The organism is Rhizobium sp. WYCCWR 11146 (assembly GCF_013591995.1).
GTDB classification, from domain to species: Bacteria; Pseudomonadota; Alphaproteobacteria; order Rhizobiales; family Rhizobiaceae; genus Rhizobium; species Rhizobium indicum.
Genome location: NZ_JACCEY010000019.1, coordinates 399,731 through 422,450 on the forward strand (window position 1 = coordinate 399,731; position 22,720 = coordinate 422,450).

Sequence of the window (22,720 nt, forward strand, 5' to 3'; positions counted from 1 at the left end):
CAGGGCGAAAAACAGCATGCAATATATTCTCGAATTCCTCGGCCTGATGGCCGTCTTTTCGATCTTCATCGTCGTGCCGGGCGCCGATTTTGCCGTTATACTGCGCCAGAGCATCGTGCATGGTCGACGCGCCGCCATCATGACCGGGCTCGGCATGGGCTTCTCCCTGCTCTTCCACATCAGCTACACCATCCTCGGCCTCGGCCTGATCGTGTCGAAATCACTGATGCTGTTTGCCGCCATCAAATGGGCGGGCGTCGCCTATCTGGTTTATCTCGGCATCAAGTCGTTCCGCGAGCCGGGCTTCAAGGTGCAGGATATCGAGGTGACGGCTGAGGACCGCAAGCCGGTCTCGATGCTGAAATGCCTCGGCATGGGCTTCATCACCAATGCGCTGAACCCGAAGCCGGTGCTGTTCTTCCTGTCGCTGTTTTCGACGCTCGTGCATCACGACACGCCGGCGCTGATCCAGTTCTCTTACGGCATCGGCATGGCGACGGCGCTGGTTGCCTGGTTTGCCGGCGTCTCCTATTTCTTCACGGTCAAGGCGATCCGTGACCGCTTCATCGCCAGCGGCAAATGGTTCAACCGCATCACCGGAGCGGCACTCGTCGGCTTCGGCTTCCGCCTCGCTTTGTCGCGCGCGGCCGATTAAACGAAAAATCCAAAGGGAAAGAAGCAATGTCCTACGATGTGATCATTATCGGAACCGGCCCGGGCGGCTATGTCTGCGCCGTCAAGGCGGCCCAGCTTGGCCTCAAGGTCGCCGTCGTCGAAAAGCGGGCGACCTATGGCGGCACCTGCCTGAACGTCGGCTGCATTCCGTCGAAGGCGCTGCTGCATGCCTCCGAAATGTTCCATCAGGCCGGCCACGGGATGAGCGCGCTCGGTATCGACGTCCCGGCGCCGACGCTCAATCTCGGCAATATGATGGCCCATAAGGATGCGACGGTGAAGTCGAATGTCGACGGCGTCGCCTTCCTCTTCAAGAAGAACAAGATCGATACCTTCCAGGGCATCGGCAAGGTCGTTTCGGCCGGCAAGGTTTCCGTCACCGCCGATGACGGCAAGGTGCAGGAGATCGAGGGCAGGAACATCGTCATCGCCACCGGCTCCGACGTCGCCGGCATTCCCGGCGTACAGGTCGAGATCGATGAAAAGACCATCATCTCGTCCACCGGCGGCATCGCGCTGGAGAAGGTGCCGGAAACGCTGATCGTCGTCGGTGGCGGCGTCATCGGCCTCGAACTCGGTTCGGTCTGGTCGCGTCTCGGCGCCAAGGTCACCGTCGTCGAATATCTCGACACCATCCTTGGCGGCATGGACGGCGAAGTCTCCAAGCAGTTCCAGCGCATGCTCGCCAAGCAGGGCATCGATTTCAATCTCAGCGCCAAGGTCACCGGCGTCGAAAAGGGTGACAAGGGCGCCAAGGTCACCTTCGAGCCGGTCAAGGGCGGTGACAAGGTAACGCTCGACGCCGAGGTCGTGCTGATCGCCACCGGCCGCAAGCCCTATACGGCGGGCCTCGGCCTCGAAGAAGCCGGTGTTACGCTCGACAATCGCGGCCGTGTCGAGATCGACGGTCACTACAAGACCAATGTCGCCGGCATCTATGCGATCGGCGATGTGGTCAAGGGTCCGATGCTGGCGCACAAGGCGGAAGACGAGGGCGTGGCGCTTGCCGAAATCCTCGCCGGACAGCATGGCCATGTGAATTATGAGGTCATTCCGAGTGTCGTCTACACCCAGCCGGAAATCGCTTCCGTCGGCAAGACCGAGGAAGAGCTGAAGGCGGCAGGCGTCGCCTACAAGGTCGGCAAGTTCCCGTTCACGGCGAACGGCCGGGCGCGTGCGATGCTGGCGACCGACGGCTTCGTCAAGATCCTTGCCGACAAGGAAACCGACCGGGTGCTCGGCGGCCATATCGTCGGCTTCGGCGCCGGCGAGATGATCCACGAGATCGCCGTACTGATGGAATTCGGCGGTTCGTCGGAAGATCTCGGCCGGACCTGCCACGCGCATCCGACCATGTCGGAAGCGGTGAAAGAGGCTGCGCTCGCAACCTTCTTCAAGCCGATCCATATGTAATCTTACATATCCGTAACAAAGCATACAGCCGCTTGCCGGAAGGCAGGCGGCTGTTTTAGTTGTTGCGTATCATAGAGTTCAAGCATCCGCGAAGGTCCAGAAAATGCAGCAGCCGTCCATCGTGAGTTACAGCCTGAGCCAGCGTCTTCTTCACTGGGCCGTAGCGCTGCTGATCTTCTTCAACCTGCTGTTTCCCGACGGCATGAATATCTGGCATCGGCTGATGCGCAGAGGCCAGGTACCGACACTGGAGCAGATTTCGTCGGCAAATATCCATGCCTATGTCGGCATCGCCATCCTGCTGCTTGCCGTCCTCAGGCTCGGGCTGCGTTTTGCCAAGGGCGTTCCGGACGAGGTCGCGCAGGAGCCGGCGATCTTCCGTCTTGCAGCGAGGCTTGCCCATGCTGGCCTCTATATCCTGATCTTCGCGATGCCGCTTTCGGGCATCGCCGCCTACTATTTCGGTATCGATCCCGCCGGTTCGTTCCACGCGGATGTGCTGAAGATCATTGTCTGGGCGTTGATCGCGGCGCATGTCGCCGGCGCCCTCGTCCATCAGTTCTATTGGAAAAGCAATGCTCTGCGCCGCATGACGCTCGGCTGACCGCCGGCGGCCTTAATTCACCGCCGTCACGGTGAAGCCCTGCTGGCGCAGCAGTTCGATGACACCGTCCTTGCCGGGCAGATGCAGGGCGCCGACGGCCATGAAGACGTTGCCGCTGTCGAGGATGGGCGCTGCGCGCTCAGCCATCACCTTGTTGCGGTCAAGGATGACGCGCTGTTCGAAGGCGGCATAATCGCTGTTTTCGCCTTCTTCCTCCGGTGTCACGGTTTTCAGCATCGGCATGGTCATGCCGATGTTGCCGGAGAGGTAGAGGTCGGTCATCGTCTCGACGACGTCGCTCATCTTGTCGCCGAGTTCCAACGTTTCGATCAGTGATTTCAGATGGAATTCGACCGGCAGATCGGCCATGGCCTGGATCTGTTCGGCAAGGGTTTCCAGCCCCTTGACCTGCTTGCCCTGAGCAATGGCATCGGTGGCGATCTTCTGGTCGAGGAACTGCGCGCCTTTTGCCTTGCGGGCGATTTCGCAGGCCGGCAGGGCGACGGCGCTGGAAATCATCCAGGGCCGCATCCGGGAAACGGCGCTGATCGGGATACCGCGCTGCTTGAGGCCGGTTTCGAGACGCGTGTAATCCTCGGGGGAAAGCAGCTTGTCGATCGTCGTGCCGTCGGTGAACATCGTCAGTTCCGGCTTTGCGAGCAGGGCGGCGGTCGCCTTCCGCTCATCGAGGATCTCGTCGGATTCGATGATGATCGTGTCGGCGGCGTCGTGGGCTGCCTGGGCGCGCGGCGGCAGGGCAAGCACGCGCGGATCGGTGACATGCATGCTGCCGAGCAGCCACGACGGTGCAAGTCCCGGCTTCTCGATCTTCCAGAAGATGCCCTTGCCGTTCGGCGTGGCGTCGGCTTCCTTCAGCGCCTCTGCGTAGCGGGCAGGGTCGTTCTGCTGCAGCTCGACCATCAGATTGCGGCCGGTGCAGGCGACGTCTTCGGCCGCTGCCGGCCTTGCAGTCAGGAAGGCGGCAAACAGGGCGGCAAGAAGCAGCATGTGAAAGGCTGCGATCAGCCAGAGCAACAGATTGGCCGGCACTGCGAGGTAAGACGTCCGGCGGCCGATTGATGTCGTCATGATGGGTGTTCCGATCACATGCTCTATAGGCTTCATGCTCTACGCCCGGCTTGCGCATATTCCTTTAAGAGAATGCCTTAACGAGAGCTTAAAGCGCCTCACATTCAATCGCATCCATGCGATACGCTTTAAGCCTATCGTTTATGCATGTCGTTGCCCCAAAACCGCTGCGCACTTTTGGGCGACATCCATTACGCTCGCGGATGCGCCCGATCATACACCTCGAGCAGCCGCGATGCATCGACGCCGGTATAGACCTGCGTTGTGGACAGGCTGGCATGGCCGAGCAATTCCTGGATGGTGCGCAGATCACCGCCGCCGGCAAGCAGGTGGGTGGCGAAGGAGTGGCGCAGTGCATGCGGTGTCGCCGTCTCCGGCAGACCGAAGGCGCTGCGCATCTTCTGCATGGTGCGCTGGATGATCGCCGCTTGCAGCTTGCCGCCGCGAGCGCCGCGAAACAGCGGTTCTCCGCTTTCGAGATGATATGGGCAGAGCGCTCGGTATCTCTCGACGGCATCGAAGACCACAGACAGCAGCGGCACCAGCCGCGTCTTGTTGCCCTTGCCGGTGATGCGGAGCGTCGTCGCGCCCTTCTGCAGGTCGGCGGGAGTCAGATCCAGCGCTTCGGAGATGCGCAGGCCGCAGCCGTAGAGCAGCGTCATGACCGCCGCGTCGCGCGCCGCGATCCAGGGTTCGTCATGGAGCTGGGCGTCGTCGCTGACGACGGTGATCGCCTGGGTGTCCGACAGCGGCTTGGGCAGCGATTTCGGTTGTTTCGGCGAGCGCACCGCGCCAGCGCCGGCGGCATTGACCAAGCCTTTCTTTTCGAGGTGGCGCAGCAGCGAACGAAGACCCGCGAGATTGCGGCCGAGCGAGCGAGCGCCGGAGCCCTGCTTGCGCCGGGCCGCCAGGAAGGCGCGGAAATCGGCGGAGCGCAACTCCCTGATATCGCCAAGCGTCACCGGGCCGGCGAGATGGCCGGTCAGAAAGGTCAGGAACTGGCGGGTATCACGCTCGTAAGCGTCGAGCGTGTGCTCGGAAAGACGGCGCTCACTGGCGAGGTTTTCGAGCCACGCGGCCCGTTCCGCCATCAGGCGCTGATCGGCGATAACAAGCAGTTCGTTCACGTTGCGGGCCTTGATTTTGCCTTCAAGTCCGCCAATTTGGAGCAGGAACAGTTATGGAATTGATAATGCCGGCCAAGCCTTTGTCATCCTTCGATCATATTCAACTGCGATAGCTTATACCCCATAGACAGGATCTTTCATGGCACGGCGCGATTCCATGACGGCTTTCGGACAGCTCGCGGAAGCGATCGCTCTCATTTCACAGGGAAAGCCCGGTCATATCGTCGATACGCTGATTGCTGAACGCGGCCAGAGGATCGTGAAAAATCCGCTTTGGCCGGTTATGCGGCCGTTCCTCTACACGCTGCTGCGCTATAACAAGGCGCTCGAATTCGCCAATGCGGTCGCCAAAATGCCGGGCTTCCAGTCGTTCGAATATCTGAGCGATGTGCTGAAGCTCGACATCGGCATCACCAATGGCGAACGCATTCCTGATACCGGCGGCTTCATCCTCGTCAGCAACCATCCGACCGGCATCGCCGACGGCGTTGCCGTGTTCGATCTTTTGAAAACGCGCCGGCCGGACATGATGTTCTTTGCCAATCGCGATGCTATCCGCGTCAATCCGCGCTTTGCCGAGATGATCATTCCCGTCGAATGGCGGGAGGAGCATAAGAGCAAGCTGAAAGCGCGCGAAACGCTGCAGCTAACCAACCATGCGGTGAAGGAAGGCAAGGCGACAGTGCTCTTTCCCTCAGGCCGCATCGCCTATTGGGCGAACGGCCGGCTGAATGAGCGTCCATGGAAGACCTCGGCTGTCGGGCTGGCGCGCAAATACAATCTGCCGATCCTTCCCGTCCATATGACGGCGCGCAATTCCGGCCTGTTCTACTGGCTGGCGAAATGGTCGACGGAGCTTCGCGACATGACGGTCTTTCACGAACTGCTGAACAAACGCGGCGACCGCTTCGATTTCGTCATCGGCAATCTCATTCCGGCCGAACAGCTGGACGGCGACCTCAACGAGGTGACGAAGGCGCTGGAGAAACATACGGTGCATGACATGGCTAGAGATGGTGACGCGAGTTTCGTGCCGGTCGGCCTGCCGGTTGCGGCTACGCACCGCGAGATGCCGGTTCCTGCTATCTAACCACCGGCACCGCCATGACAATCGATATCCGCAGGCTCAGCGATCGATTGCCGCGGGAGATCGCAGATCTCGAAAGCGAAGCTCGACAGGAAGGCTATCGCCATGTCGCCCGCCTTATCGACGAATGGTCGATCGGCGACAACAGGTTCCAGCGTGACGGCGAAAGGCTGCTTGGCGCCTATGCCGATGACGCGCTCGTCGGCATCGGCGGCATGACCGTCGACTCCGACATATCAGGGGCGCTGCGCATGCGGCGTTTCTACATTCGTCCCGCAATGCGCGGGCGCGGCATCGGCCGGATGCTTGCCATGGCTCTGCTTGACCGCGCGTGTTCCTTCTGCACTGTCGTCACCGTTCATGCGGGAAACGAGGGTGCGGCGAGGTTCTGGGAATCGCTCGGGTTTCAGCCCCACGGACGAGATGGACATACCCATCTGCTTGAGCTGCAGCGTCGTAGCGATGATCCAGCAGCTTCGGATTTGCGTCAGCGCGTTACGCCCCGATCTCCTTGAGGCGGATGGCCTGGCGCGCCAGCAAGCGCTCGACATCGGCAATATCCAGTGTCGAGAGCTTGGCGCCCGGCTTGCGCAGGGTGGCGGACTTGATCACACCGCGCTTGGCAAGCACATATTTGCGCGAGGCAAGGCCGATGCCCTGTTGCTGTTCATAGCGGGCGAGCGGCAGATAGGCATCGAAGATCGCATGGGCGCGATCGGGATTTCCGGCTGCATAGGCCTCGACGACACCAACCATCATCTCGGGATAACAAAAGCCGGTCATGGCGCCATCGGCGCCGCGGCCCATCTCTTCGGGCAGGAAAAGCCCGCCATTGCCGCAGAGGATGGAGATACGCCGCATGGCGCCCTTGTCGCTGGCGGCGCGAAGTGCTGAGATTTTCGACAGCCCCGGCCAATCTTCATGCTTGAGCATGACGCAATTCGGTACCTCGTTGACGATGCGCTCGATGACCTTGGGCGCGATCGTCACGTTGGTGGTGAGCGGATAATCCTGCAGCACGAAGGGCGTATCGCCCAGGGCCTCGCCGACCGACTGGTAGAAGGCGAAAGCCTGATCGTCGGTCTTGACGGTCCAGGGTGGCGCGACCATGACGCCGGCGGCACCCCCGCCCATGACGGCTTCGGCGAGTTCGCTCATCGGCGCAAGCCCAGGCGCCGACACGCCGACGACGACGGGAAGGCGCCCGTCGAGGCGCTTCAGCACGCGCTCGACCACGATTCGCGATTCTTCGGCCGTCAGCTTCGGCGCCTCGCCCAGTTGGCCGAGCACGGTCAGGCCGGTAACGCCGGCACCTTCGTAGAAATCGACCATGCTGTCGATGCTGGCGAGATCGAGCGAGCCGTCATCGGTGAACGGGGTTACGGCGATCACATAGACGCCCTTGGCATCTTCAGTCAGTCTGGCCATTGGTGCTCTCCAATTCAGCGGCCGAAGAACAGCGCTTCGGCATTTCGAACAAAAATCTTTTCGGCAATCGCGGAGTCGTCGATGGCGGCCTGCATGGTTTCTATCAGCTCAGCGTCATCGGGCATGCCGTCCCACAATTCGGTGTGCGGCCAATCGCTGCCCCAGAGCAGCCTTTCCGTATGGCTGGCGGCAAGGGCGCGGCCGACCTCGGTGAAACCGTCGTAATTCACATCCTTCAGACGATAGGGCGCGGTCACTTTGACGTAGGCCTCGGCTTTGTCCATCAGCCTTTTCAGGGCATCGACATGCAACGATCTCGTCTCTCTGGCAAGCGGAATGAAGCCGAGATGATCGATGATGATGGGCAGGCGGATGCCGGACAGCGTTGCCGCAATATCGGGAAGTTGTTCGGGATTGATCTGCAACTGCAGCGACCAGCCGAGAGGGGCAATGCTTTCCGCCAGTGTCCTGGCGGCGGCGAGTGGGAGGCCGCCCTTGTTGCGCGTATTGATCCGCACGCCGCGCACGCCGAGCCGGTCAAGCCGCTCTATCTCGGTTTCTGCGGTTTCGGGATCGATGACGACGATGCCGCGCAGCCGATCTGGATAGGCGGCCAGCGCATCGAGTAGCACCCTGTTGTCGAGGCCATAGACGCTTGGCTGCACCAATACGCCCCTGGCGATGCCAAGACTGCCGGAGAATTCGATCCAATCGGCAATCGTCGCTAGGTCAGGCGTGTAGCTGCGTGGGGTGTTGAGCGGAGCGCCGGCGCGAAAGACGTGGAAATGCGTATCGACCGTACCTTGCGGCAGTGTTGCCCGCGGCAGCCGCGTTAGCGGCCGGCGGGGCAGGCAAAGCGGTGCCTCCATCTCAGCGGCGCTCATCGCGCGTCGAGCTCCTCGCTTTGCAGGAAGTCGAAGTCGGCGCCTTCGTCGGCCTGGAGCACGCGCTCCTGGTAGAGCTTCGCATAGCCGCGCGCCGGGGCCGGGGAGGGCCGGTTGACGACTTCAAGCATGCGGCGATCGAATTCCGCCTGGTCGATATCGAGATCGATACGCCGGCCCTCGACGTCGAGGCGAATGCGATCGCCGGTGCGGACGATCGCCAGAGGCCCGCCATCGGCCGCCTCAGGCGCGATATGGAGGATGATCGTGCCGAAGGCCGTGCCGCTCATGCGGGCATCGGAAATCCGCACCATGTCCTTCACACCCTGCCGCGCGAGCTTGCGGGGGATGGGTAGATAGCCGGCTTCCGGCATGCCGGGCGCACCTTTTGGTCCGGCATTGCGCAGAACCAGAACGTCATCGGCATGGACGTCGAGATCGTCGCTGTCGATGCGCAGCGTCATATCCTCGACGGAATCGAAGACGACGGCGCGTCCGATATGCTGCAGCAGTTCCTTGGAGGCAGCCGATTGTTTGATGACGGCGCCGCGCGGCGCAAGATTGCCGTGCAGGACGGCGATCGTTCCGATCGGCTTCAACGGCTTCTCGACGGTGCGGATGATGGTCTGGCCCGGCTCGTCGACGACATCGTCGATGATCTCGCCGATCGTTCTGCCGTAGACCGTCGGGGCGCTGCCGTCGATTTCATGGCGCACCGCCTTCAACAATGCGGGGACGCCGCCAGCCTCGTGGAACTGCTCCATATAATGCTGGCCGGAGGGCTGCAGGTCGACGAGCAGGGGAATGCTCCGGCCCAGCCGGTCGAGTTCGGCCATGTCGAGGCGCAGGCCGAGGCGGCCGGTGATTGCGGCAAGATGGACGACGGCATTGGTCGAGCCGCCCATTGCCTGCAGCGCGACGAGACCGTTGCGGATTGCCTGCGGCGTCAGGATATCGCGCACCGTCGGGGCAGCCTCATCCATGGCGAGACGCGCGGCCACACGCCCCGTCTCCTCGGCGAGGCGGACACGTTCGGATTCGACGGCGGGCGCCGAACCGGCGCGAGGGAGGCAGAGACCCATGACTTCGGTCAGGTTCGCCATGGTGCTCGCCGTGCCCATCACCGTGCAGGTGCCGATCGAGCTGGCCAGCTTGTTGTTGACCTCGGCGATCTCGGCCTCGTCGATCTCTCCGGCGCGGAAGCGTCCCCAGAAACGGCGACAATCCGTGCAGGCGCCAAGCCGTTCGCCCTTGTGGTGGCCGACGGCCATCGGCCCGGTCGGCAGGAAGATCGCCGGTATCTCGCTGCTGGCGGCCGCCATGATCTGGGCCGGCAGGGTCTTGTCGCAGCCGCCGATCAGAACGACGGCATCCATCGGCTGGGCGCGGATCATCTCTTCCGTTTCCATCGCCATCAAGTTGCGCAGATACATCGAGGTCGGCGAGGCAAAGCTCTCGTGGATCGAGATCGTCGGAAACACCATGGGCATCGCACCGGCCAGCATCACGCCGCGCTTGGTTGCCTCGATGAGTTGCGGCACATTGCCGTGACAGGGATTGAAATCACTGTAGGTATTGGCGATGCCGACGATCGGGCGGTCGAGCGCATCGTCCGAATAACCCATGGCCTTGATGAATGCTTTGCGCAGGAAAAGGGAGAATCCCTGATCGCCATAACTCGTCAGCTTGCGGCGAAGACCGTTCGACAAACCTGTTCCTCCCTCGCCAAATTGATCCATGGCCGTGTTGTCAGGGTAGAGGGATACGGATGATTGTCAATAAATAAGATGGCGCCACTGTATCGTATTTTTGGATTTCTTCGGCGATTACCATAAAATACAAGGGTAATCTCGGAAATTGGTGCTTTCGTTCGACAATCAACCGGTTGGCTTTTGCGAAGAAGCAGGGTAGATTATTGATAAAATGGAATTGAATACAGAGGAAGCGCGATGATGGGAACGGAACGACGGCGTATCGGCATTATCGGTGCCGGCTGGGTCAGCGCCTATCATCTGCCTGCATGGATGCGGCAATCGGAAAGAGCCGAGGTCGTGGCGATTGCCGACCCGTCGCCGAGCGCCATCGAGGCCCGGCTTGCCGCCTTCGATATCGCTCGCAACTATACGAGCGTGCAGGCGATGCTGGATGCTGAGCAGCTCGATGCCGTTGATATCTGCGCGCCGCGGGAATTCCATGTCGAACTGGTCCGGCTGGCGGCAGCAAAGGACCTCGACATCATCTGCCAGAAGCCGCTCGCACCCTCCTACGACGAGGCGGTCGACCTGGTGGCAAGCCTTTCCGGCAGGGGCAGGCTGATGATCCACGAGAACTGGCGGTTCCGCGCTTATTATCGGCGGCTGAAGGCGTGGCTCGACGAGGGGCTTGCCGGCGAGATCCGCCAGGTGCAGTTCGAATTCCTGTCCAGCGGCATGATCGCGGATGCCGAGGGAAGAAGGCCGGCGCTGATACGCCAGCCGTTCTTCCGGACACAAAAGCGGCTGCTGGTCATGGAAGTCATGATCCATCATCTCGATACGCTGAGATATCTTCTGGGCGAGATGGAGGTGGTGAGTGCGCGGCTTGAGAGGAGCAATCGCGATATCGTCGCAGAGGATGTCGCAAGCGTCGTCCTGCGCCGGCTTAGCGACGGCATTCTTGTCACCATCAATGCCAATCTCGCCGTGCATGGCGCGCCACCGGCGCCGCGCGATCACCTGCGCATCTTCGGGGCGCGCGGCACGCTCGAACTTAACGGCAATCTGCTCTCGGCCGAGGGTGCGCAGCAGCGCCGGGAAAGCTTCGATCCTGACGAGACCTACCAGGGCGCCTATGACGCGACCATTGCGCATTTTCTCGACAGCCTCGATGGAAAGGTCGCGATGGAGACATCGCCGGGCGATAACATCAAAACGCTTGCGCTTGTCGAGGATATCTATCGCCTGAGCCGGTTCGACCCGGAACGCAATCCACTGTAACATGGCCCGCCGTTAGAGCGCCGCGCGTCCGACAGGACGCGCTAAGGACGCTCTATCACATTAAATTGGCGCATAATCCCTTTCCGAAAATCGACTTCGATTTTCGGGGTTATGCTTCAGAGGAGATGACATTGCAGACGCTCAACGAAAGCCGCGAAGACGGCATCGAGCATGATGATCTAAGTATTGCCCGCGCGCTGGAGGAAGACATCATTTTCGGGCGGCTTGCGCCCGGAACCCGCCTGACCGAAGACACGCTCCTTGCCCGCTTTCATGTCACGCGCCATTTTGCCCGGCAGGCGATCGTGCAGCTCGAGACGATGGGCATCGTGGTTCGGGAGCGGAACAAAGGAGCGACCGTCCGCTCGCTGACTGCTCGCCAGGTTCAGGAAATCTACGATGTGCGTGAGTTGCTGCAACGGCAGGCGGCTCTGTGGATAAAGCTGCCGGCACCCGAGGCATTGATCGAGGAACTGCTGGCGATGCACGAGGAGCATGGCCGGCACGTCGAATCCGGCTATCTCAGGGGTGTGCACGAGGCCAACGACAAATTTCACCTGACGCTCTTTGGCGCCTGCGGCAATGCCCATCTGGTGCAATCGATCGAGCTCTATATGCGGCTCAGCCTGCCGGTGCGCGCCAATTCAATGTCGAGCAAGGAGTCGCTGCGCATCTCGCATGAGCACCACCGGCTGATGATCGAGATGTTGCGCGGTGGGGATAACTGGGTTCTCGCCCAGCTCTGCGTCGACCATTTGCAGCCGAGCAAGAAACGTTATCTTGCCTATGTCAGCGACAATTGACCGGCTCGTTTGAAGGGAGCGCAATCATTCGATTGCGCTCCCTTCGCCTACCGGCTCACCAATCGAGGCGCAGGAGAGACACGCCTTGACGCGGTAGGGAGACCTTGAGGGCGATCCTGCCGTCATCGACCTTGACCGACGCTTCACCGTCGATCTCGGCGAGCTTTCCCGAGGCTTCCAGTCTGGCATAGTCTTCGCCGGCCGGCTCCTGCGGCTTGCCCATCGCCTTCCAGACGCCGAAGGCGTTGGAATGCTCCTCGTCCATCCTGAAATGCTTGAGCGAGGCGGACTTGTCGCCCCAGCCGTCGAGATTGACCGTGATATTGGCGGACGGGCCGGCTTCATCATCGTCGTGGTAGTGCCAGACGAGAATGGAAACGCCCTTGTCGTCGCGGGTCGCCACGACATTGACATCGGGCTTGCCGCGAACGCCATGGCTCATGATATCTTCGATGTCGCGGCGATAATCGCTTTCCGATTCCAGCCATTCGCCGCCGAGTTTGCCAAGCATACGGAAGCCGTTGAGAACAGCCTTGTCGACGCCGTTGGTCGCAAGATCGCGGAAGCCGTCGAAATAGGGCTGGTCGTCGAAGAGGAAGGCCCAGGTGACCGCGCCTTCGATGTGGATGTTGGCGCGTCGTGCAAGCTCATAAGTGCGGATCATGCTCTCGACGACATAGACGCCGTAGAGCGGGCCGTTGCGATAGCCGTTCTGGGGATGAACGCGTGCGGAGCAGGCCGCACAGCCTTCCGGATCGGATTCGCCGATCACCACGGGCAGGTGGCGGAGTTCCGGAAACTCATTGATGATGGCAAGGTTCGTCTCGATGTCGCGGAGCTGCTTGTGCAGGCCCATCCGCACGTGACCCTCGTAGATCACCGGATTGCCCTTGGCGTGGAAGGCGAGGAAATCGATCGGCGACTTGTTGTCGACGACATGCTTGAGGAAGGCACGCAGAAAGGTCTGGGCCTTTTCATTGGCAAAGGCGCCGCAGGTGTGCGGCCCGCCGACGCGGGCCTTCGGAAGCGCGCGCTTCAAGGCCTTGGCGCTGACGTCATACATTTCGCAGAATTGCGGGATGGTGCCGGTCCAATAGTGACCGTCCGGCTCGTTCCACACTTCCCACGGCCAACTTGAAACGACGTCCTCGCCATATCTTTCGGCCAGATGGAGCGCCCATGCTTCGATCAGGTCGCCCCATTTCTTCAGGTCGTTTGGCGGGGCCGTCCAGCCGGTGGTGATCGTTGCGTATTTGTCGGCCGGCTCCCATTGGTGGCGATAGGGACCGTCGAAATCGGAGAGCGCTTCGGGCGTGAAGCCGATCTGGATGAGCGGAATGTTGCCGGCTTCGACATAGGTGTCGAAGATCTTGTCGATGACCGTCCAATCATAGACCGGATTGCCGTTCGCATCCTCGGTATAGGCATTGGTCGAACCCCATTTGAGGGCAGGCAGGCCATCGCCGCTGGTCAGAAGATTGTGCGCGCGGATGCGGGGGGGCTCGGGGCTGAGCTCTGTCAGTTCCTTGAGCAGCTTCCTGCCGTGCGGGGAGTAAGTGTAGTTCGGCTCGTCGTATCCGAACCAGTTCCACAAGGGTTCGTATTTGCCGGTCGGCCGGTTGGCGTGAACGGAGATTGTCACGTCATAGGGGCTGCTCATCCTGGTGTCCTCTTGAACGGTCATGCCAAAGCCTCCTCCCGAAAGCAGGCGACCTGTCTGGTGATGAAGTGCGGCCTCTTGGGAGGGGCGCCGCGCTCGCCGCAAAAGCTAAGCGAAATGCTCACTTTGTCAATAATATAAAAAAGTCGATCGTCGCCACGCGGCAAAAACACCTGAAAATGCGCTATTTTTTATGACCGTCAAAATTATCAGTTGCCGTTTCTCAAAAAATTGTCGATAACTGTGGCGTGAGTTCGCCCGCCGCCGAGGAGTGCATGTGTCCCCGGACACGTGCAGGTGGGGTTCGCTGGACGCTATCGTCAATTGATTACGGGAAGCGCTCGCCGTGGCGAGTTGAGGAGGAGGAACATCCGATGAAGTTCCGTAAATATGCAGCCATTGCCTTATTGTCTCTCATGGCCCTTCCGGCATCTGCGCAGGATTTCATTGCCGGCATACCGCGCAACGAAACGCTGATCATCCAGGGCACGCCGCAGCAGAATGCCGACTGGTTCAACGTCTGGGCTCCGGGCGGCGGGGCGGCGGCAAACCTCAACGGCCTGCAGCAGCTGACTACCGATACGCTGTGGTTCATCAATCCCGAGGGCGGCAAGGATGCCTGGCAGAATGCGCTGGCCAGCGAACCGCCGAGCTACAATGCCGATTTCACCGAGATGACGGTGAAATTGCGCAAGGGCATCTTCTGGAGCGACGGCGTCGAATTCACCAGCGACGACGTGGTCTATACCGTGCAGACGCAGATCGACCATCCCGGCATGGCCTGGAGCGCGCCCTTCACCGTCAATGTCGCGAGCATCGAAAATCCGGATCCGCAGACGGTCGTCTTCCATCTAAAGAAGCCGAACTCGCGCTTCCACACGCTGTTCACGGTGCGCTGGAATGCCGCCTGGATCATGCCGAAGCACGTCTTCGAGAAGGCCGCAGATCCGCTGTCCTTCAACAACAATCCGCCGGTTTCGCTCGGGCCCTACCAGCTGCAGAGCTATGACAAGGGCGGCAACTGGACGATCTGGAAGCTGCGCGACGACTGGCAGCGCACGTCGATCGGCCTGGCTGCTGCACAACCGCCTGAGGTCAAATACGTCGTCTATCGGGCCGCCGGCAATCCGGAAGCGCGCGTCATCGAACAGCGCAACCACAATCTCGACGTCATCAACGACATGGCGCCCGAGGGCATGTTCTCGATCATGCGCGACAGCAAGAGCACGGCCTCCTGGCTAAAGGGCTTTCCTTTCGCGCATCCGGACCCGACGCTGCCTTCCGTTCTCTTCAATACGAAGAAGGCGCCCTTCGACAACAAGGACGTTCGCTGGGCTCTTGCTCTGCTGATCGATATCCGCGAAGTGGCGCTCGGCTCCTACCGCGGCGCGGCCAATATCGCCGCCCTTGCCACGCCGCCGACGGGTTCTGCCCCGGACGATTATTACGCACCGATGCAGGACTGGCTGACGAATTTCGAACTCGACACCGGTTCCCGCAAGATCAAGCCCTACGATCCCAATATCTCGTCGCAGATCGCCAATATGGTGCGCGGCCAATGGGCCGATCAGATCCCGACCGATCCGGCCAAGCTGCAGCGTACATTCGGCTTCGGCTGGTGGAAGAAGGACGTTCAGGCTGCAACCGAGCTGCTGCAGAAGGCAGGCTTCAAGAAGAGCGGCCGCCAGTGGGTGAAGCCCGACGGCACGCCCTTTACGATCCGCCTGCAGGTGGAAGGCGATGCCATCCCAACGCTTGCCCGCGCCGGCACGGTGATTGCCCAGCAATGGTCGCAAGCCGGCATCGCAACCAAGGTCGATGTCGCCGGCCCGACCAATGGCCAGCGCCTCAGCACCGGCGATTTCGAGACCGCGATCTACTGGAGCATCGAGACCTGGGGCGGTCATCCCGACCTCTCCTTCTTCCTCGACAGCTATCATTCGGAGTTCATCAAGCCGGTCGGGCAGATCCAGCCGCCGCGCAATCTTCAGCGCTGGCAGGATCCGCGTCTCGATCAGCTGATCGAGAAGAACCGATCGATCGCCTTCGATTCGCCGGATGTCGCCAAGCTCGGCCAGGACTTCCTGAAGCTTGCCGTCGAGGAAATGCCGATGATCCCGCTGATGGCCTACAACAAGTTCGCACCGCTCGATACGACCTACTGGACCAACTATCCGAGCGCGGACAACCCCTATTCGGCCTCGGGTCCGAACTGGTCGAACATCCGCTACATGGTGGTCGGGCTGAAGGCCAATCCGGATGCGCCGAAGCCTTGATCGAGGCACAACAAAGGAAGCAGCCGGCCGCCGGCTGTTTCCGTTCTGCTATTGAAGGGTCGATGTCATGAACGGCTTTCTGATCTATGCGGCAAAACGCTTTCTGCAATTTCTCTTCGTGGTCTTCACCGGCATCACGCTGGCCTTCCTGATCGCACATTTTTCGCCGGTCGATCCGATCGAGCAGACCGTGTCGCTGTTGACGAGCTTCGGCTCCACCGATCCGCAGGCCGTCGAAATCCTCCGCGAATCGCTGCGCGAGCTCTACGGCACCGGCGGCCCGCTGCTGGAGCAGTATTTCACCTTCTGGGGCCGCGTCCTGACCGGCGATTTCGGCCCGTCGCTTTCCTCTTTCCCGACCCCCGTGATGACCGTTATCGGCCGCGCACTGCCCTGGACCGTCGGGCTCCTGACGCTTGCAACGATCATTTCCTGGATCATCGGGAATTTTCTCGGCGCGCTTGCCGGCTATTTCCGCAGCAGCAAGCTGCTGAAGGTTGCCGGCATCGTCATCATGGCGCTGCAGCCGATCCCGACCTACATCATCGGTCTCAGCCTGGTGATCCTCTTCGGTTTCATCTGGCCGATCCTGCCGATCAGCGACGGCGCGCAGGTCAATCTCGCGCCGGCCTTCAACTGGGCCTTCATCAGCTCGGTGATCGAGCACGGCATCCTCCCGGCCCTAACCCTCGTGCTCGTCGGCATCGGCGGCTGGTTCATCTCGATGCGCTCGCTGGTTTCCAACATCGTCACCGACGACCACGTCGTCTATGCCGAACTTGGCGGCGTGCGCTCGCGCAGCATCTTTTCGCAATATGTGGCGCGCAACGCCATGCTGCCGCAGGTCACCGGCCTGGCACTCAGTCTCGGAAACGTCTTCGGCGGCGCCGTCATCGTCGAGTTCGTCTTCAATTATCCCGGGATCGGCAAGCTTCTGATCTCCGGCATCTATTCCGGCGATTACAGCCTCGTGCTCGGTGTCACCACAATCGCCATCATCGCGGTTGCCGCCGCGGTCTTCGTGATCGACATCATCTATCCGCTGATCGATCCACGCGTGAAACTGGGGTAATCCGTGATGTTCAAAGTCCTCAGAGACCTGCTGCGCTATAACAAGGAGTTCCTGCTCGGAACCATCCTGATCTCTATCATCCTGGCGCTGATCGTGGCGTCGTTCTTCTCGCCCTATGACGAGAATGCCATCTATGTCGTCGCGCCCGACATGCCGCCTTCGGCCGAATTCTGGCTCGGCACCACCTCGCGCGGCCAGGAGGTTTTCTGGCAGATCGCCGCCTCGATGCGCAATACTCTGTTCTTCGGCATCATCGTCGCCTTCGTCAGCCGGATCATCGCCATCGCCGTCGGGCTGATCTCCGGCTATATCGGTGGGCGGACCGACCAGATCATCATGGCGGTCAACGATACGCTCGGCGCCCTGCCTAATATTCCGATCCTGCTGCTTCTGGTCTTCGTGCTCCGCGACCAGATGACGTGGTTCATGCTGGCGATCACCGCAGCGCTGCTCGGATGGACGCACGACAGCCGCCTGATCCGTTCCGTCGCCCTGTCTCTCCGTCAGCGGGAATTCACCCGGCACGCGGTCTTCTCGGGCATGCGCACACCGCAGATCCTCATCCGCGAACACCTGCCCTATGTCATGCCGATCGTCTTCTTCACGACGATGAACAACATGATCTGGGCGATCGGTCTCGAAGTGACGCTCTCGGTGCTCGGATTTTCCGACATCAACCGGCCGACGATCGGCGGCATGATCTACTGGGCCAATGCGCATTCCGCGATGGTATCGGGCATATGGTGGTGGGTCGCCTTTCCGATGCTCTTCGTCGTCATCCTGTTCCTCGGCCTGTTCATGCTGGCCATGTCGGTGAACGAATATATCGATCCGCGCTCGCGGCTCGCCCGCATGGGAGCTTGAGGAGATGCAGAACCTGATGAGGACGCAGCCTTTGACCCTTGCCGAAAACACCATGGACGCACTGACGATCGACGGGCTGAAATGCTATTACGTCAACGACTATTTCGGTGTGCGGCGGGAAATCCGCGCGGTCGACGATATCAGCCTGACCATCCGCAGGAACGAGATCTACGGCATTGCCGGCGAATCCTCGAGCGGCAAGACATCGCTGATCAAGACGCTTGCCGGCGCCATCCGCCCGCCGATGCGCGTCGTCGGCGGCACGGTGAAATTCAATTTTGCCGACGGGCCGATCGATGTCTATGGCGAACCGGCGAAGATGAAGGCGGCACGGTGGCGTCACCTTTCCTACATCATGCAGGGCTCGATGAACGTGCTGAACCCGGTCAGAAGGGTCAAACACGCCTTCACCGATTTCGCCTCCCGCCATATGAACCTCGATCCCGCCGCCTTCCGGGCGCGCGTCGAGGCGCATCTTGCCAGGCTGCATCTCGATCCGCATGTGCTCGAGGCCTTTCCGCACCAGCTTTCCGGCGGCATGCGCCAGCGTCTGACCATTGCTCTCGCGACTGTCTGCGAGCCGGAATTCATCATCGCCGACGAGCCGACGACGGCGCTCGACGTGCTCGTGCAGCAGGACGTTCTGGCGCTGATCAAGGAAGTGCAGGCCCGCTTGCAGTCCTCGGTCATCTTCGTGACCCACGACATGTCCGTGCATGCCGCCATCACCGACCGGTTGGCCATCATGTATGCGGGACGGCTGGCGGAGGAGGGGCCGACGCAGGCGATCTTCGACAATCCCCAGCATCCCTATACCGTTCACCTGATCGGCAGCCTGCCACGCATCGGTGATGTCTCGACGCGAAAGAGCCTTAAGGGCAAGCCGCCGGCACTTTCGGATCCGCCTTCGGGATGCCGTTTCCATCCGCGCTGTCCGATCGCGATCGACAAATGCGCACGTGAAGTGCCGGCCATGCTGCCGAGCGCGACGGGAGGGCGGGTCGCATGCTTCCGTGCCGGGGAGTACCAGATTCAATGAGCAGCAATCTCCTCGAACTCGACCATGTGACCAAGCTCTTTCCGATCGGCGGTTTCTTCTCGCGCGAAAAGATGAAGGCGGTCGACGATGTCAGCTTCGCGCTCAGCGCCGACAAGCCCGAGATATTCACGATCGTCGGCGAATCCGGCTCCGGAAAATCGACGCTGGCGAAGATGATCCTCGGCAGCGAAAAGGCCGATCGGGGCAGTATTCATTTCGACGGCACGGATGTGAAGGCGGTCCGGTCCCGCAGGGATCGCGAGGCTTTCATGGCCAAGGTCCAGCCGGTCTTCCAAAATCCGTTCGAGGCCTTCAATCCGCTGACCCGGATCGACGAGTATCTGCTGGCCACCGCCCATCGCTTCAAGGGAGCAAATAGCCGCGCCGAGAAAGAGGCGCTTGCCGACGTTGCCCTCCAACGCGTCGGCCTGTCGATGGCGGAGATAAAGGGCCGCTTCTCGCACGAGCTTTCAGGCGGCCAATTGCAGCGCATCGCGGTCGCCCGTGCGCTGATACCCGAGCCGAAGCTGATCGTGGCGGACGAGCCGGTCTCGATGGTCGACGCATCGCTTCGCATGTCGATCGTCAATCTCTTCCGCGATCTGCGTGATGCTCTCAACGTCTCGATCGTCTACATCACCCATGACCTTGCGACGGCCTATTACATTTCCGACCGTGTGGTGATCATGCGCAAGGGCGTGGTGGTGGAAAGCGGCGATGCCAGGGACGTGCTGGAAAATCCGAAACACGCCTATTCGATCGCCTTGAAGAACGCGGTCCTGCCGCCCAATCCGCGTGAGGCATCGGCGATCCTGCGCCTGCGGCAGCGCGCTGCCGAGACAAATGAAGCCACTTCCGGCAGTGGCGACCGCCTTGCCAGGTGAAGCGCAGTTTCTGAGCTTCACGGTTTAAATCGTCGCGACGACCCGGAACGCGTCGCTCCGTCTTTGCGGTTCCAATTCCATCGATTTGCGGGCATGGTCTCGCGCGATGAGCACAGATTCGTCCGATCTCTTTGGCGCGCTTTTCGAGGCACCGCCCGCGAACCGAACGGTTCCCGTGCTGGTGCCGATGCCGGCGCCGAAACCCTATTCCTATTCGGTGCCGGATGGCATGGCGGTCGAGCCCGGTTCGGTCGTGCAGGTGCCGCTTGGCCCGCGGCAGGTGATCGGCGTCGTCTGGGACGGCGGCGAAGACGGCGTCGATCCGAAGAAGCTTCGGCCGATCAGCCATGTCTTCGACTGCCCGCCGCTTTCCAGGGAGATGCGGGACTTCATCGATTGGGTGGCGACCTATACGCTCTCGCCGCCCGGCCTCGTCGCGCGCATGGCGCTCCGGGCGCCGAACGCCTTCGAGCCGGAACCGATGGTGGAGGGGCTGAAGCTCGTCGGCGGCGAACCGGAGCGGATGACGCCGGCGCGCGCCCGGGTGCTCGATACGGCCTCCGACGGCTTTTCCTGGACACGCAGCGGCCTTGCGCATGCGGCGGGTGTCTCGACGAGTGTCGTAGACGGGCTGATCACGCTCGGTATCTTCGAGACTGTATTCCTGCCGCCGCCGCCGGTTGTCGCGATGCCGGATCCGGATTTTGCCGCAGCACGTCTCGAAGGGCCGCAGAAGCAGGCGGCCGAAGAGATCGTTTCCGATGTCCGCAAGGGCGAATTTTCGGTGTCGCTGATCGACGGGGTAACCGGCTCCGGCAAGACGGAGGTCTATTTCGAGGCGATTGCCGAGACGCTGAAACGCGGCAAGCAGGTGCTGATCCTGCTGCCGGAGATCGCGCTGACGGCCAGTTTCATGGAGCGTTTCCAGGACCGCTTCGGGGCAAAGCCGGCCGAATGGCATTCCGATCTTGCGCCGCGCATGCGCGAAAAGGTCTGGCGCCAGGCGGTGACCGGCGAAGTGCGGGTGGTGGCCGGCGCTCGCTCGGCGCTCTTCCTGCCCTTCGAGGATCTCGGCCTGATCATCGTCGACGAGGAACACGATCCCGCCTACAAGCAGGAGGATCGCGTGTTCTACAATGCTCGCGACATGGCCGTCGTGCGCGGCCGCATCGGTGATTTTCCCGTTATTCTGGTGTCGGCGACGCCGTCGGTCGAAAGCCAGGTCAACGGCCAGAGCGGACGCTACAGCACCGTCCACCTGCCGACGCGTTTCGGCGATGCGGCGATGCCGGACCTGCATCTGGTCGATATGCGCAGGCATGCGCCGGAGCGGGGCGGCTTCCTGTCGCCTGTGCTGATCCGGGCGATCGGCAAGACGGTGGAGAAGCGCGAACAGGCGCTGCTGTTTCTCAACCGGCGCGGTTATGCGCCGCTGACGCTCTGCCGGGTCTGCGGCCACCGGTTCCAATGCCCGCAATGTTCGAGCTGGCTGGTGGAGCATCGTTTCCGCAAGCAGCTGCAATGCCATCAATGCGGCCATGCCGAGCGCACGCCGGAGGCATGCCCGGAATGCGGCACGCTCGACCATCTCGTCGCCTGCGGGCCAGGCGTCGAGCGCATCGCCGAGGAGGTGGAACGGCATTTCCCGGAGGCGCGAACGATCGTTCTCTCTTCCGATATCATGGGCGGGGTGAAGCGGCTGCGGCTGGAGCTGGAAGCGATCGCCAAGGGCGAGGCCGATATCGTTATCGGCACCCAGCTTGTGGCAAAGGGCCACAATTTTCCGCTGATGACGCTGGTCGGCATCGTCGATGCCGATCTCGGCCTTGCCAATGGCGACCCGCGCGCGGCCGAGCGCACCTTCCAGCTTTTGTCGCAGGTGACCGGCCGGGCCGGGCGCACCGGCCTCAAGAGCCATGGGCTGCTGCAGACCTACCAGCCGCAGCATCCTGTCATGCAGGCAATTGTCTCCGGCGATTCCGACGCCTTCTACGAGCGCGAGATCACCGAACGCGAACGCGCCCTATTGCCGCCCTTCGGCAGGCTGGCGTCGATCATCGTTTCTGCCGAAACCCGCCACGACGCCGAAAACCATGCGCGCGGCATGCGCAACGCCGCACCGCAGGTGTCAGGCATCTCGGTGCTCGGTCCGGCCGAAGCGCCGCTTGCGCTGGTGCGCGGCCGCCATCGCTTCCGTCTTTTGGTGCATGGGCGGCGGAACTCGGACATGCAGGGGTTCCTGCGGGCGATGCTGTCGCAATCGCCCAAGGAGCGCGGATCGGTGCAGGTGCAACTGGATATCGATCCGCAGAGTTTTCTCTAAATCAAGTGAAGTCGCCATTTCCTCCTTTTTCGGCCCATGCCATAAAACACTGATTCATCCAGGTGATTTGGGGCTGATGCATGGAGTTTTACTTTCCGACCGAGCTTGGCGAGCAGCTTGCCTTTTGCTCCGCGGCTTTCACGGCGCTTGCCGGCTTCATCATGATGTTCGCGCCGGGCCATACTTTCCGTCTTCTCGGTTTGCAGGCGCAGGAGGGGCGGCCGGAAGGATATGGAGAGGGACGCTCGATGGGTGGTTTCTATCTCGGCTTCGGCCTGTCGGCGATCATGCTCGCCCAGACCACGATCTATATGGCGCTCGGCGCCTCCTTCGCGATGGCGGCCTTTGCCCGGATCGTCTCGATCCTGTCCGATAAGGGGAGTAATCTCGTCAACTATTTACTCCTGGTTGTGCAGATCGCTTTGGCCGCGCTACCGCTGCTCTACGTTTTCGGCTTCATCCAGACGTGACTCTCGCTGCCCGCAGACGGCTTGTTCGGCCTGCTTTCAGGCCATTG

Annotated in this window: 20 protein-coding genes; 14 read left to right on the top strand and 6 right to left on the bottom strand. The window is 61.4% G+C overall.

The genetic code is table 11. The features are described 5' to 3' along the window. Nucleotides 1–16: 16 nt before the first annotated feature. The 3 genes from HX899_RS15110 to HX899_RS15120 all read left to right on the top strand — a co-directional run bounded on the left by HX899_RS15110 (nucleotide 17) and on the right by HX899_RS15120 (nucleotide 2,692). A complete protein-coding gene (locus tag HX899_RS15110) occupies nucleotides 17–655 on the top strand; it encodes a LysE family translocator (RefSeq protein ID WP_138331765.1) in 639 nt (212 codons plus the stop codon). Between the two features lie 26 nt (nucleotides 656–681). Continuing rightward, nucleotides 682–2,088, top strand: coding sequence for a dihydrolipoyl dehydrogenase (gene lpdA, locus HX899_RS15115; protein ID WP_171600174.1), 1,407 nt, complete (start codon nucleotides 682–684; stop codon nucleotides 2,086–2,088). 103 nt (nucleotides 2,089–2,191) lie between these two features. Further along, nucleotides 2,192–2,692, top strand: coding sequence for a cytochrome b (locus tag HX899_RS15120; protein ID WP_181292758.1), 501 nt, complete (start codon nucleotides 2,192–2,194; stop codon nucleotides 2,690–2,692). Between the two features lie 12 nt (nucleotides 2,693–2,704). Here the strand turns inward: HX899_RS15120 and HX899_RS15125 are convergent, their stop codons facing one another. Together HX899_RS15125 and HX899_RS15130 are read right to left on the bottom strand one after the other, a co-directional pair. Then, the gene (locus HX899_RS15125; protein ID WP_171600172.1) at nucleotides 2,705–3,781 is read right to left on the bottom strand and encodes a TraB/GumN family protein; all 1,077 of its coding nucleotides are present in this window, start codon (nucleotides 3,779–3,781) and stop codon (nucleotides 2,705–2,707) included. A 191-nt stretch (nucleotides 3,782–3,972) separates the two neighbouring features. Beyond that, the gene (locus tag HX899_RS15130; RefSeq protein ID WP_171600171.1) at nucleotides 3,973–4,908 is read right to left on the bottom strand and encodes a tyrosine recombinase XerC; all 936 of its coding nucleotides are present in this window, start codon (nucleotides 4,906–4,908) and stop codon (nucleotides 3,973–3,975) included. Between the two features lie 139 nt (nucleotides 4,909–5,047). On the opposite strand from HX899_RS15130, the gene HX899_RS15135 reads away from it, so the two are divergent. Continuing rightward, entirely contained in the window at nucleotides 5,048–5,998 is a 951-nt protein-coding gene (locus HX899_RS15135) for a GNAT family N-acetyltransferase (RefSeq protein WP_171600170.1), read from the top strand. A gap of 14 nt (nucleotides 5,999–6,012) precedes the next feature. Then, nucleotides 6,013–6,510 (top strand): GNAT family N-acetyltransferase, encoded by a 498-nt coding sequence (locus tag HX899_RS15140; RefSeq protein ID WP_171600169.1) that lies wholly within the window; start codon nucleotides 6,013–6,015, stop codon nucleotides 6,508–6,510. On the opposite strand, the gene HX899_RS15145 is transcribed toward HX899_RS15140, so the two are convergent. Genes HX899_RS15145 through HX899_RS15155 form a run of 3 tightly spaced genes read right to left on the bottom strand, consistent with a single transcriptional unit; the run spans nucleotide 6,491 to nucleotide 10,016 of the window. Further along, nucleotides 6,491–7,423 carry a dihydrodipicolinate synthase family protein gene (locus tag HX899_RS15145; protein WP_171600168.1) on the bottom strand — a complete coding sequence of 311 codons (933 nt, stop codon included), beginning with the start codon at nucleotides 7,421–7,423 and terminating at the stop codon, nucleotides 6,491–6,493. The genes HX899_RS15140 and HX899_RS15145 overlap by 20 nt on opposite strands. 14 nt (nucleotides 7,424–7,437) lie before the next feature. Beyond that, nucleotides 7,438–8,307 (bottom strand): amidohydrolase, encoded by an 870-nt coding sequence (locus tag HX899_RS15150; protein ID WP_171600167.1) that lies wholly within the window; start codon nucleotides 8,305–8,307, stop codon nucleotides 7,438–7,440. Continuing rightward, nucleotides 8,304–10,016 (bottom strand): IlvD/Edd family dehydratase, encoded by a 1,713-nt coding sequence (locus HX899_RS15155; RefSeq protein WP_171600166.1) that lies wholly within the window; start codon nucleotides 10,014–10,016, stop codon nucleotides 8,304–8,306. Before HX899_RS15155 ends, HX899_RS15150 begins: the two co-directional genes overlap by 4 nt. A gap of 240 nt (nucleotides 10,017–10,256) precedes the next feature. On the opposite strand from HX899_RS15155, the gene HX899_RS15160 reads away from it, so the two are divergent. Beyond that, nucleotides 10,257–11,282, top strand: a complete 1,026-nt coding sequence (locus tag HX899_RS15160; protein ID WP_171600165.1) for a Gfo/Idh/MocA family protein — start codon at nucleotides 10,257–10,259, stop codon at nucleotides 11,280–11,282. 131 nt (nucleotides 11,283–11,413) lie between these two features. Then, nucleotides 11,414–12,085 (top strand): GntR family transcriptional regulator, encoded by a 672-nt coding sequence (locus HX899_RS15165; RefSeq protein WP_171600164.1) that lies wholly within the window; start codon nucleotides 11,414–11,416, stop codon nucleotides 12,083–12,085. A gap of 55 nt (nucleotides 12,086–12,140) precedes the next feature. On the opposite strand, the gene HX899_RS15170 is transcribed toward HX899_RS15165, so the two are convergent. Continuing rightward, the gene (locus HX899_RS15170) at nucleotides 12,141–13,769 is read right to left on the bottom strand and encodes a GH39 family glycosyl hydrolase (protein WP_181292759.1); all 1,629 of its coding nucleotides are present in this window, start codon (nucleotides 13,767–13,769) and stop codon (nucleotides 12,141–12,143) included. Nucleotides 13,770–14,119: 350 nt separating this feature from the next. Here HX899_RS15170 and HX899_RS15175 point away from each other — a divergent pair, with 350 nt between their 5' ends. From HX899_RS15175 to HX899_RS15205, 7 genes are all read left to right on the top strand, one after another. After that, nucleotides 14,120–16,021 (top strand): ABC transporter substrate-binding protein, encoded by a 1,902-nt coding sequence (locus HX899_RS15175; protein WP_181292760.1) that lies wholly within the window; start codon nucleotides 14,120–14,122, stop codon nucleotides 16,019–16,021. 67 nt (nucleotides 16,022–16,088) lie between these two features. After that, a complete protein-coding gene (locus HX899_RS15180; protein ID WP_003543481.1) occupies nucleotides 16,089–17,093 on the top strand; it encodes an ABC transporter permease in 1,005 nt (334 codons plus the stop codon). A 6-nt stretch (nucleotides 17,094–17,099) separates the two neighbouring features. After that, nucleotides 17,100–17,957 (top strand): ABC transporter permease, encoded by an 858-nt coding sequence (locus HX899_RS15185; RefSeq protein ID WP_017995361.1) that lies wholly within the window; start codon nucleotides 17,100–17,102, stop codon nucleotides 17,955–17,957. A 4-nt stretch (nucleotides 17,958–17,961) separates the two neighbouring features. After that, on the top strand, nucleotides 17,962–18,996 hold the full coding sequence (locus tag HX899_RS15190; RefSeq protein ID WP_181292761.1) for an ABC transporter ATP-binding protein: 1,035 nt from the start codon (nucleotides 17,962–17,964) through the stop codon (nucleotides 18,994–18,996). Next, on the top strand, nucleotides 18,993–19,880 hold the full coding sequence (locus HX899_RS15195; protein WP_171600161.1) for an ABC transporter ATP-binding protein: 888 nt from the start codon (nucleotides 18,993–18,995) through the stop codon (nucleotides 19,878–19,880). Before HX899_RS15190 ends, HX899_RS15195 begins: the two co-directional genes overlap by 4 nt. Before the next feature lie 106 nt (nucleotides 19,881–19,986). Further along, nucleotides 19,987–22,203, top strand: coding sequence for a primosomal protein N' (locus HX899_RS15200; protein WP_003543473.1), 2,217 nt, complete (start codon nucleotides 19,987–19,989; stop codon nucleotides 22,201–22,203). Nucleotides 22,204–22,283: 80 nt separating this feature from the next. Further along, nucleotides 22,284–22,673 carry a DUF4345 domain-containing protein gene (locus HX899_RS15205; RefSeq protein WP_138389520.1) on the top strand — a complete coding sequence of 130 codons (390 nt, stop codon included), beginning with the start codon at nucleotides 22,284–22,286 and terminating at the stop codon, nucleotides 22,671–22,673. The last annotated feature ends 47 nt before the right edge of the window (nucleotides 22,674–22,720 follow it).

Excerpts from the sequence above, each read along its gene's own strand:
- HX899_RS15110 (WP_138331765.1), top strand. The coding sequence starts at position 17 with ATGCAATATATTCTCGAATTCCTCGGCCTGATGGCCGTCTTTTCGATC.
- lpdA (WP_171600174.1), top strand. The coding sequence starts at position 682 with ATGTCCTACGATGTGATCATTATCGGAACCGGCCCGGGCGGCTATGTC.
- HX899_RS15120 (WP_181292758.1), top strand. The coding sequence starts at position 2,192 with ATGCAGCAGCCGTCCATCGTGAGTTACAGCCTGAGCCAGCGTCTTCTT.
- HX899_RS15125 (WP_171600172.1), bottom strand. The coding sequence starts at position 3,781 with ATGACGACATCAATCGGCCGCCGGACGTCTTACCTCGCAGTGCCGGCC.
- HX899_RS15135 (WP_171600170.1), top strand. The coding sequence starts at position 5,048 with ATGGCACGGCGCGATTCCATGACGGCTTTCGGACAGCTCGCGGAAGCG.
- HX899_RS15140 (WP_171600169.1), top strand. The coding sequence starts at position 6,013 with ATGACAATCGATATCCGCAGGCTCAGCGATCGATTGCCGCGGGAGATC.
- HX899_RS15145 (WP_171600168.1), bottom strand. The coding sequence starts at position 7,423 with ATGGCCAGACTGACTGAAGATGCCAAGGGCGTCTATGTGATCGCCGTA.
- HX899_RS15150 (WP_171600167.1), bottom strand. The coding sequence starts at position 8,307 with ATGAGCGCCGCTGAGATGGAGGCACCGCTTTGCCTGCCCCGCCGGCCG.
- HX899_RS15160 (WP_171600165.1), top strand. The coding sequence starts at position 10,257 with ATGATGGGAACGGAACGACGGCGTATCGGCATTATCGGTGCCGGCTGG.
- HX899_RS15170 (WP_181292759.1), bottom strand. The coding sequence starts at position 13,769 with ATGACCGTTCAAGAGGACACCAGGATGAGCAGCCCCTATGACGTGACA.
- HX899_RS15175 (WP_181292760.1), top strand. The coding sequence starts at position 14,120 with ATGAAGTTCCGTAAATATGCAGCCATTGCCTTATTGTCTCTCATGGCC.
- HX899_RS15180 (WP_003543481.1), top strand. The coding sequence starts at position 16,089 with ATGAACGGCTTTCTGATCTATGCGGCAAAACGCTTTCTGCAATTTCTC.
- HX899_RS15185 (WP_017995361.1), top strand. The coding sequence starts at position 17,100 with ATGTTCAAAGTCCTCAGAGACCTGCTGCGCTATAACAAGGAGTTCCTG.
- HX899_RS15190 (WP_181292761.1), top strand. The coding sequence starts at position 17,962 with ATGCAGAACCTGATGAGGACGCAGCCTTTGACCCTTGCCGAAAACACC.
- HX899_RS15195 (WP_171600161.1), top strand. The coding sequence starts at position 18,993 with ATGAGCAGCAATCTCCTCGAACTCGACCATGTGACCAAGCTCTTTCCG.
- HX899_RS15200 (WP_003543473.1), top strand. The coding sequence starts at position 19,987 with ATGAGCACAGATTCGTCCGATCTCTTTGGCGCGCTTTTCGAGGCACCG.
- HX899_RS15205 (WP_138389520.1), top strand. The coding sequence starts at position 22,284 with ATGGAGTTTTACTTTCCGACCGAGCTTGGCGAGCAGCTTGCCTTTTGC.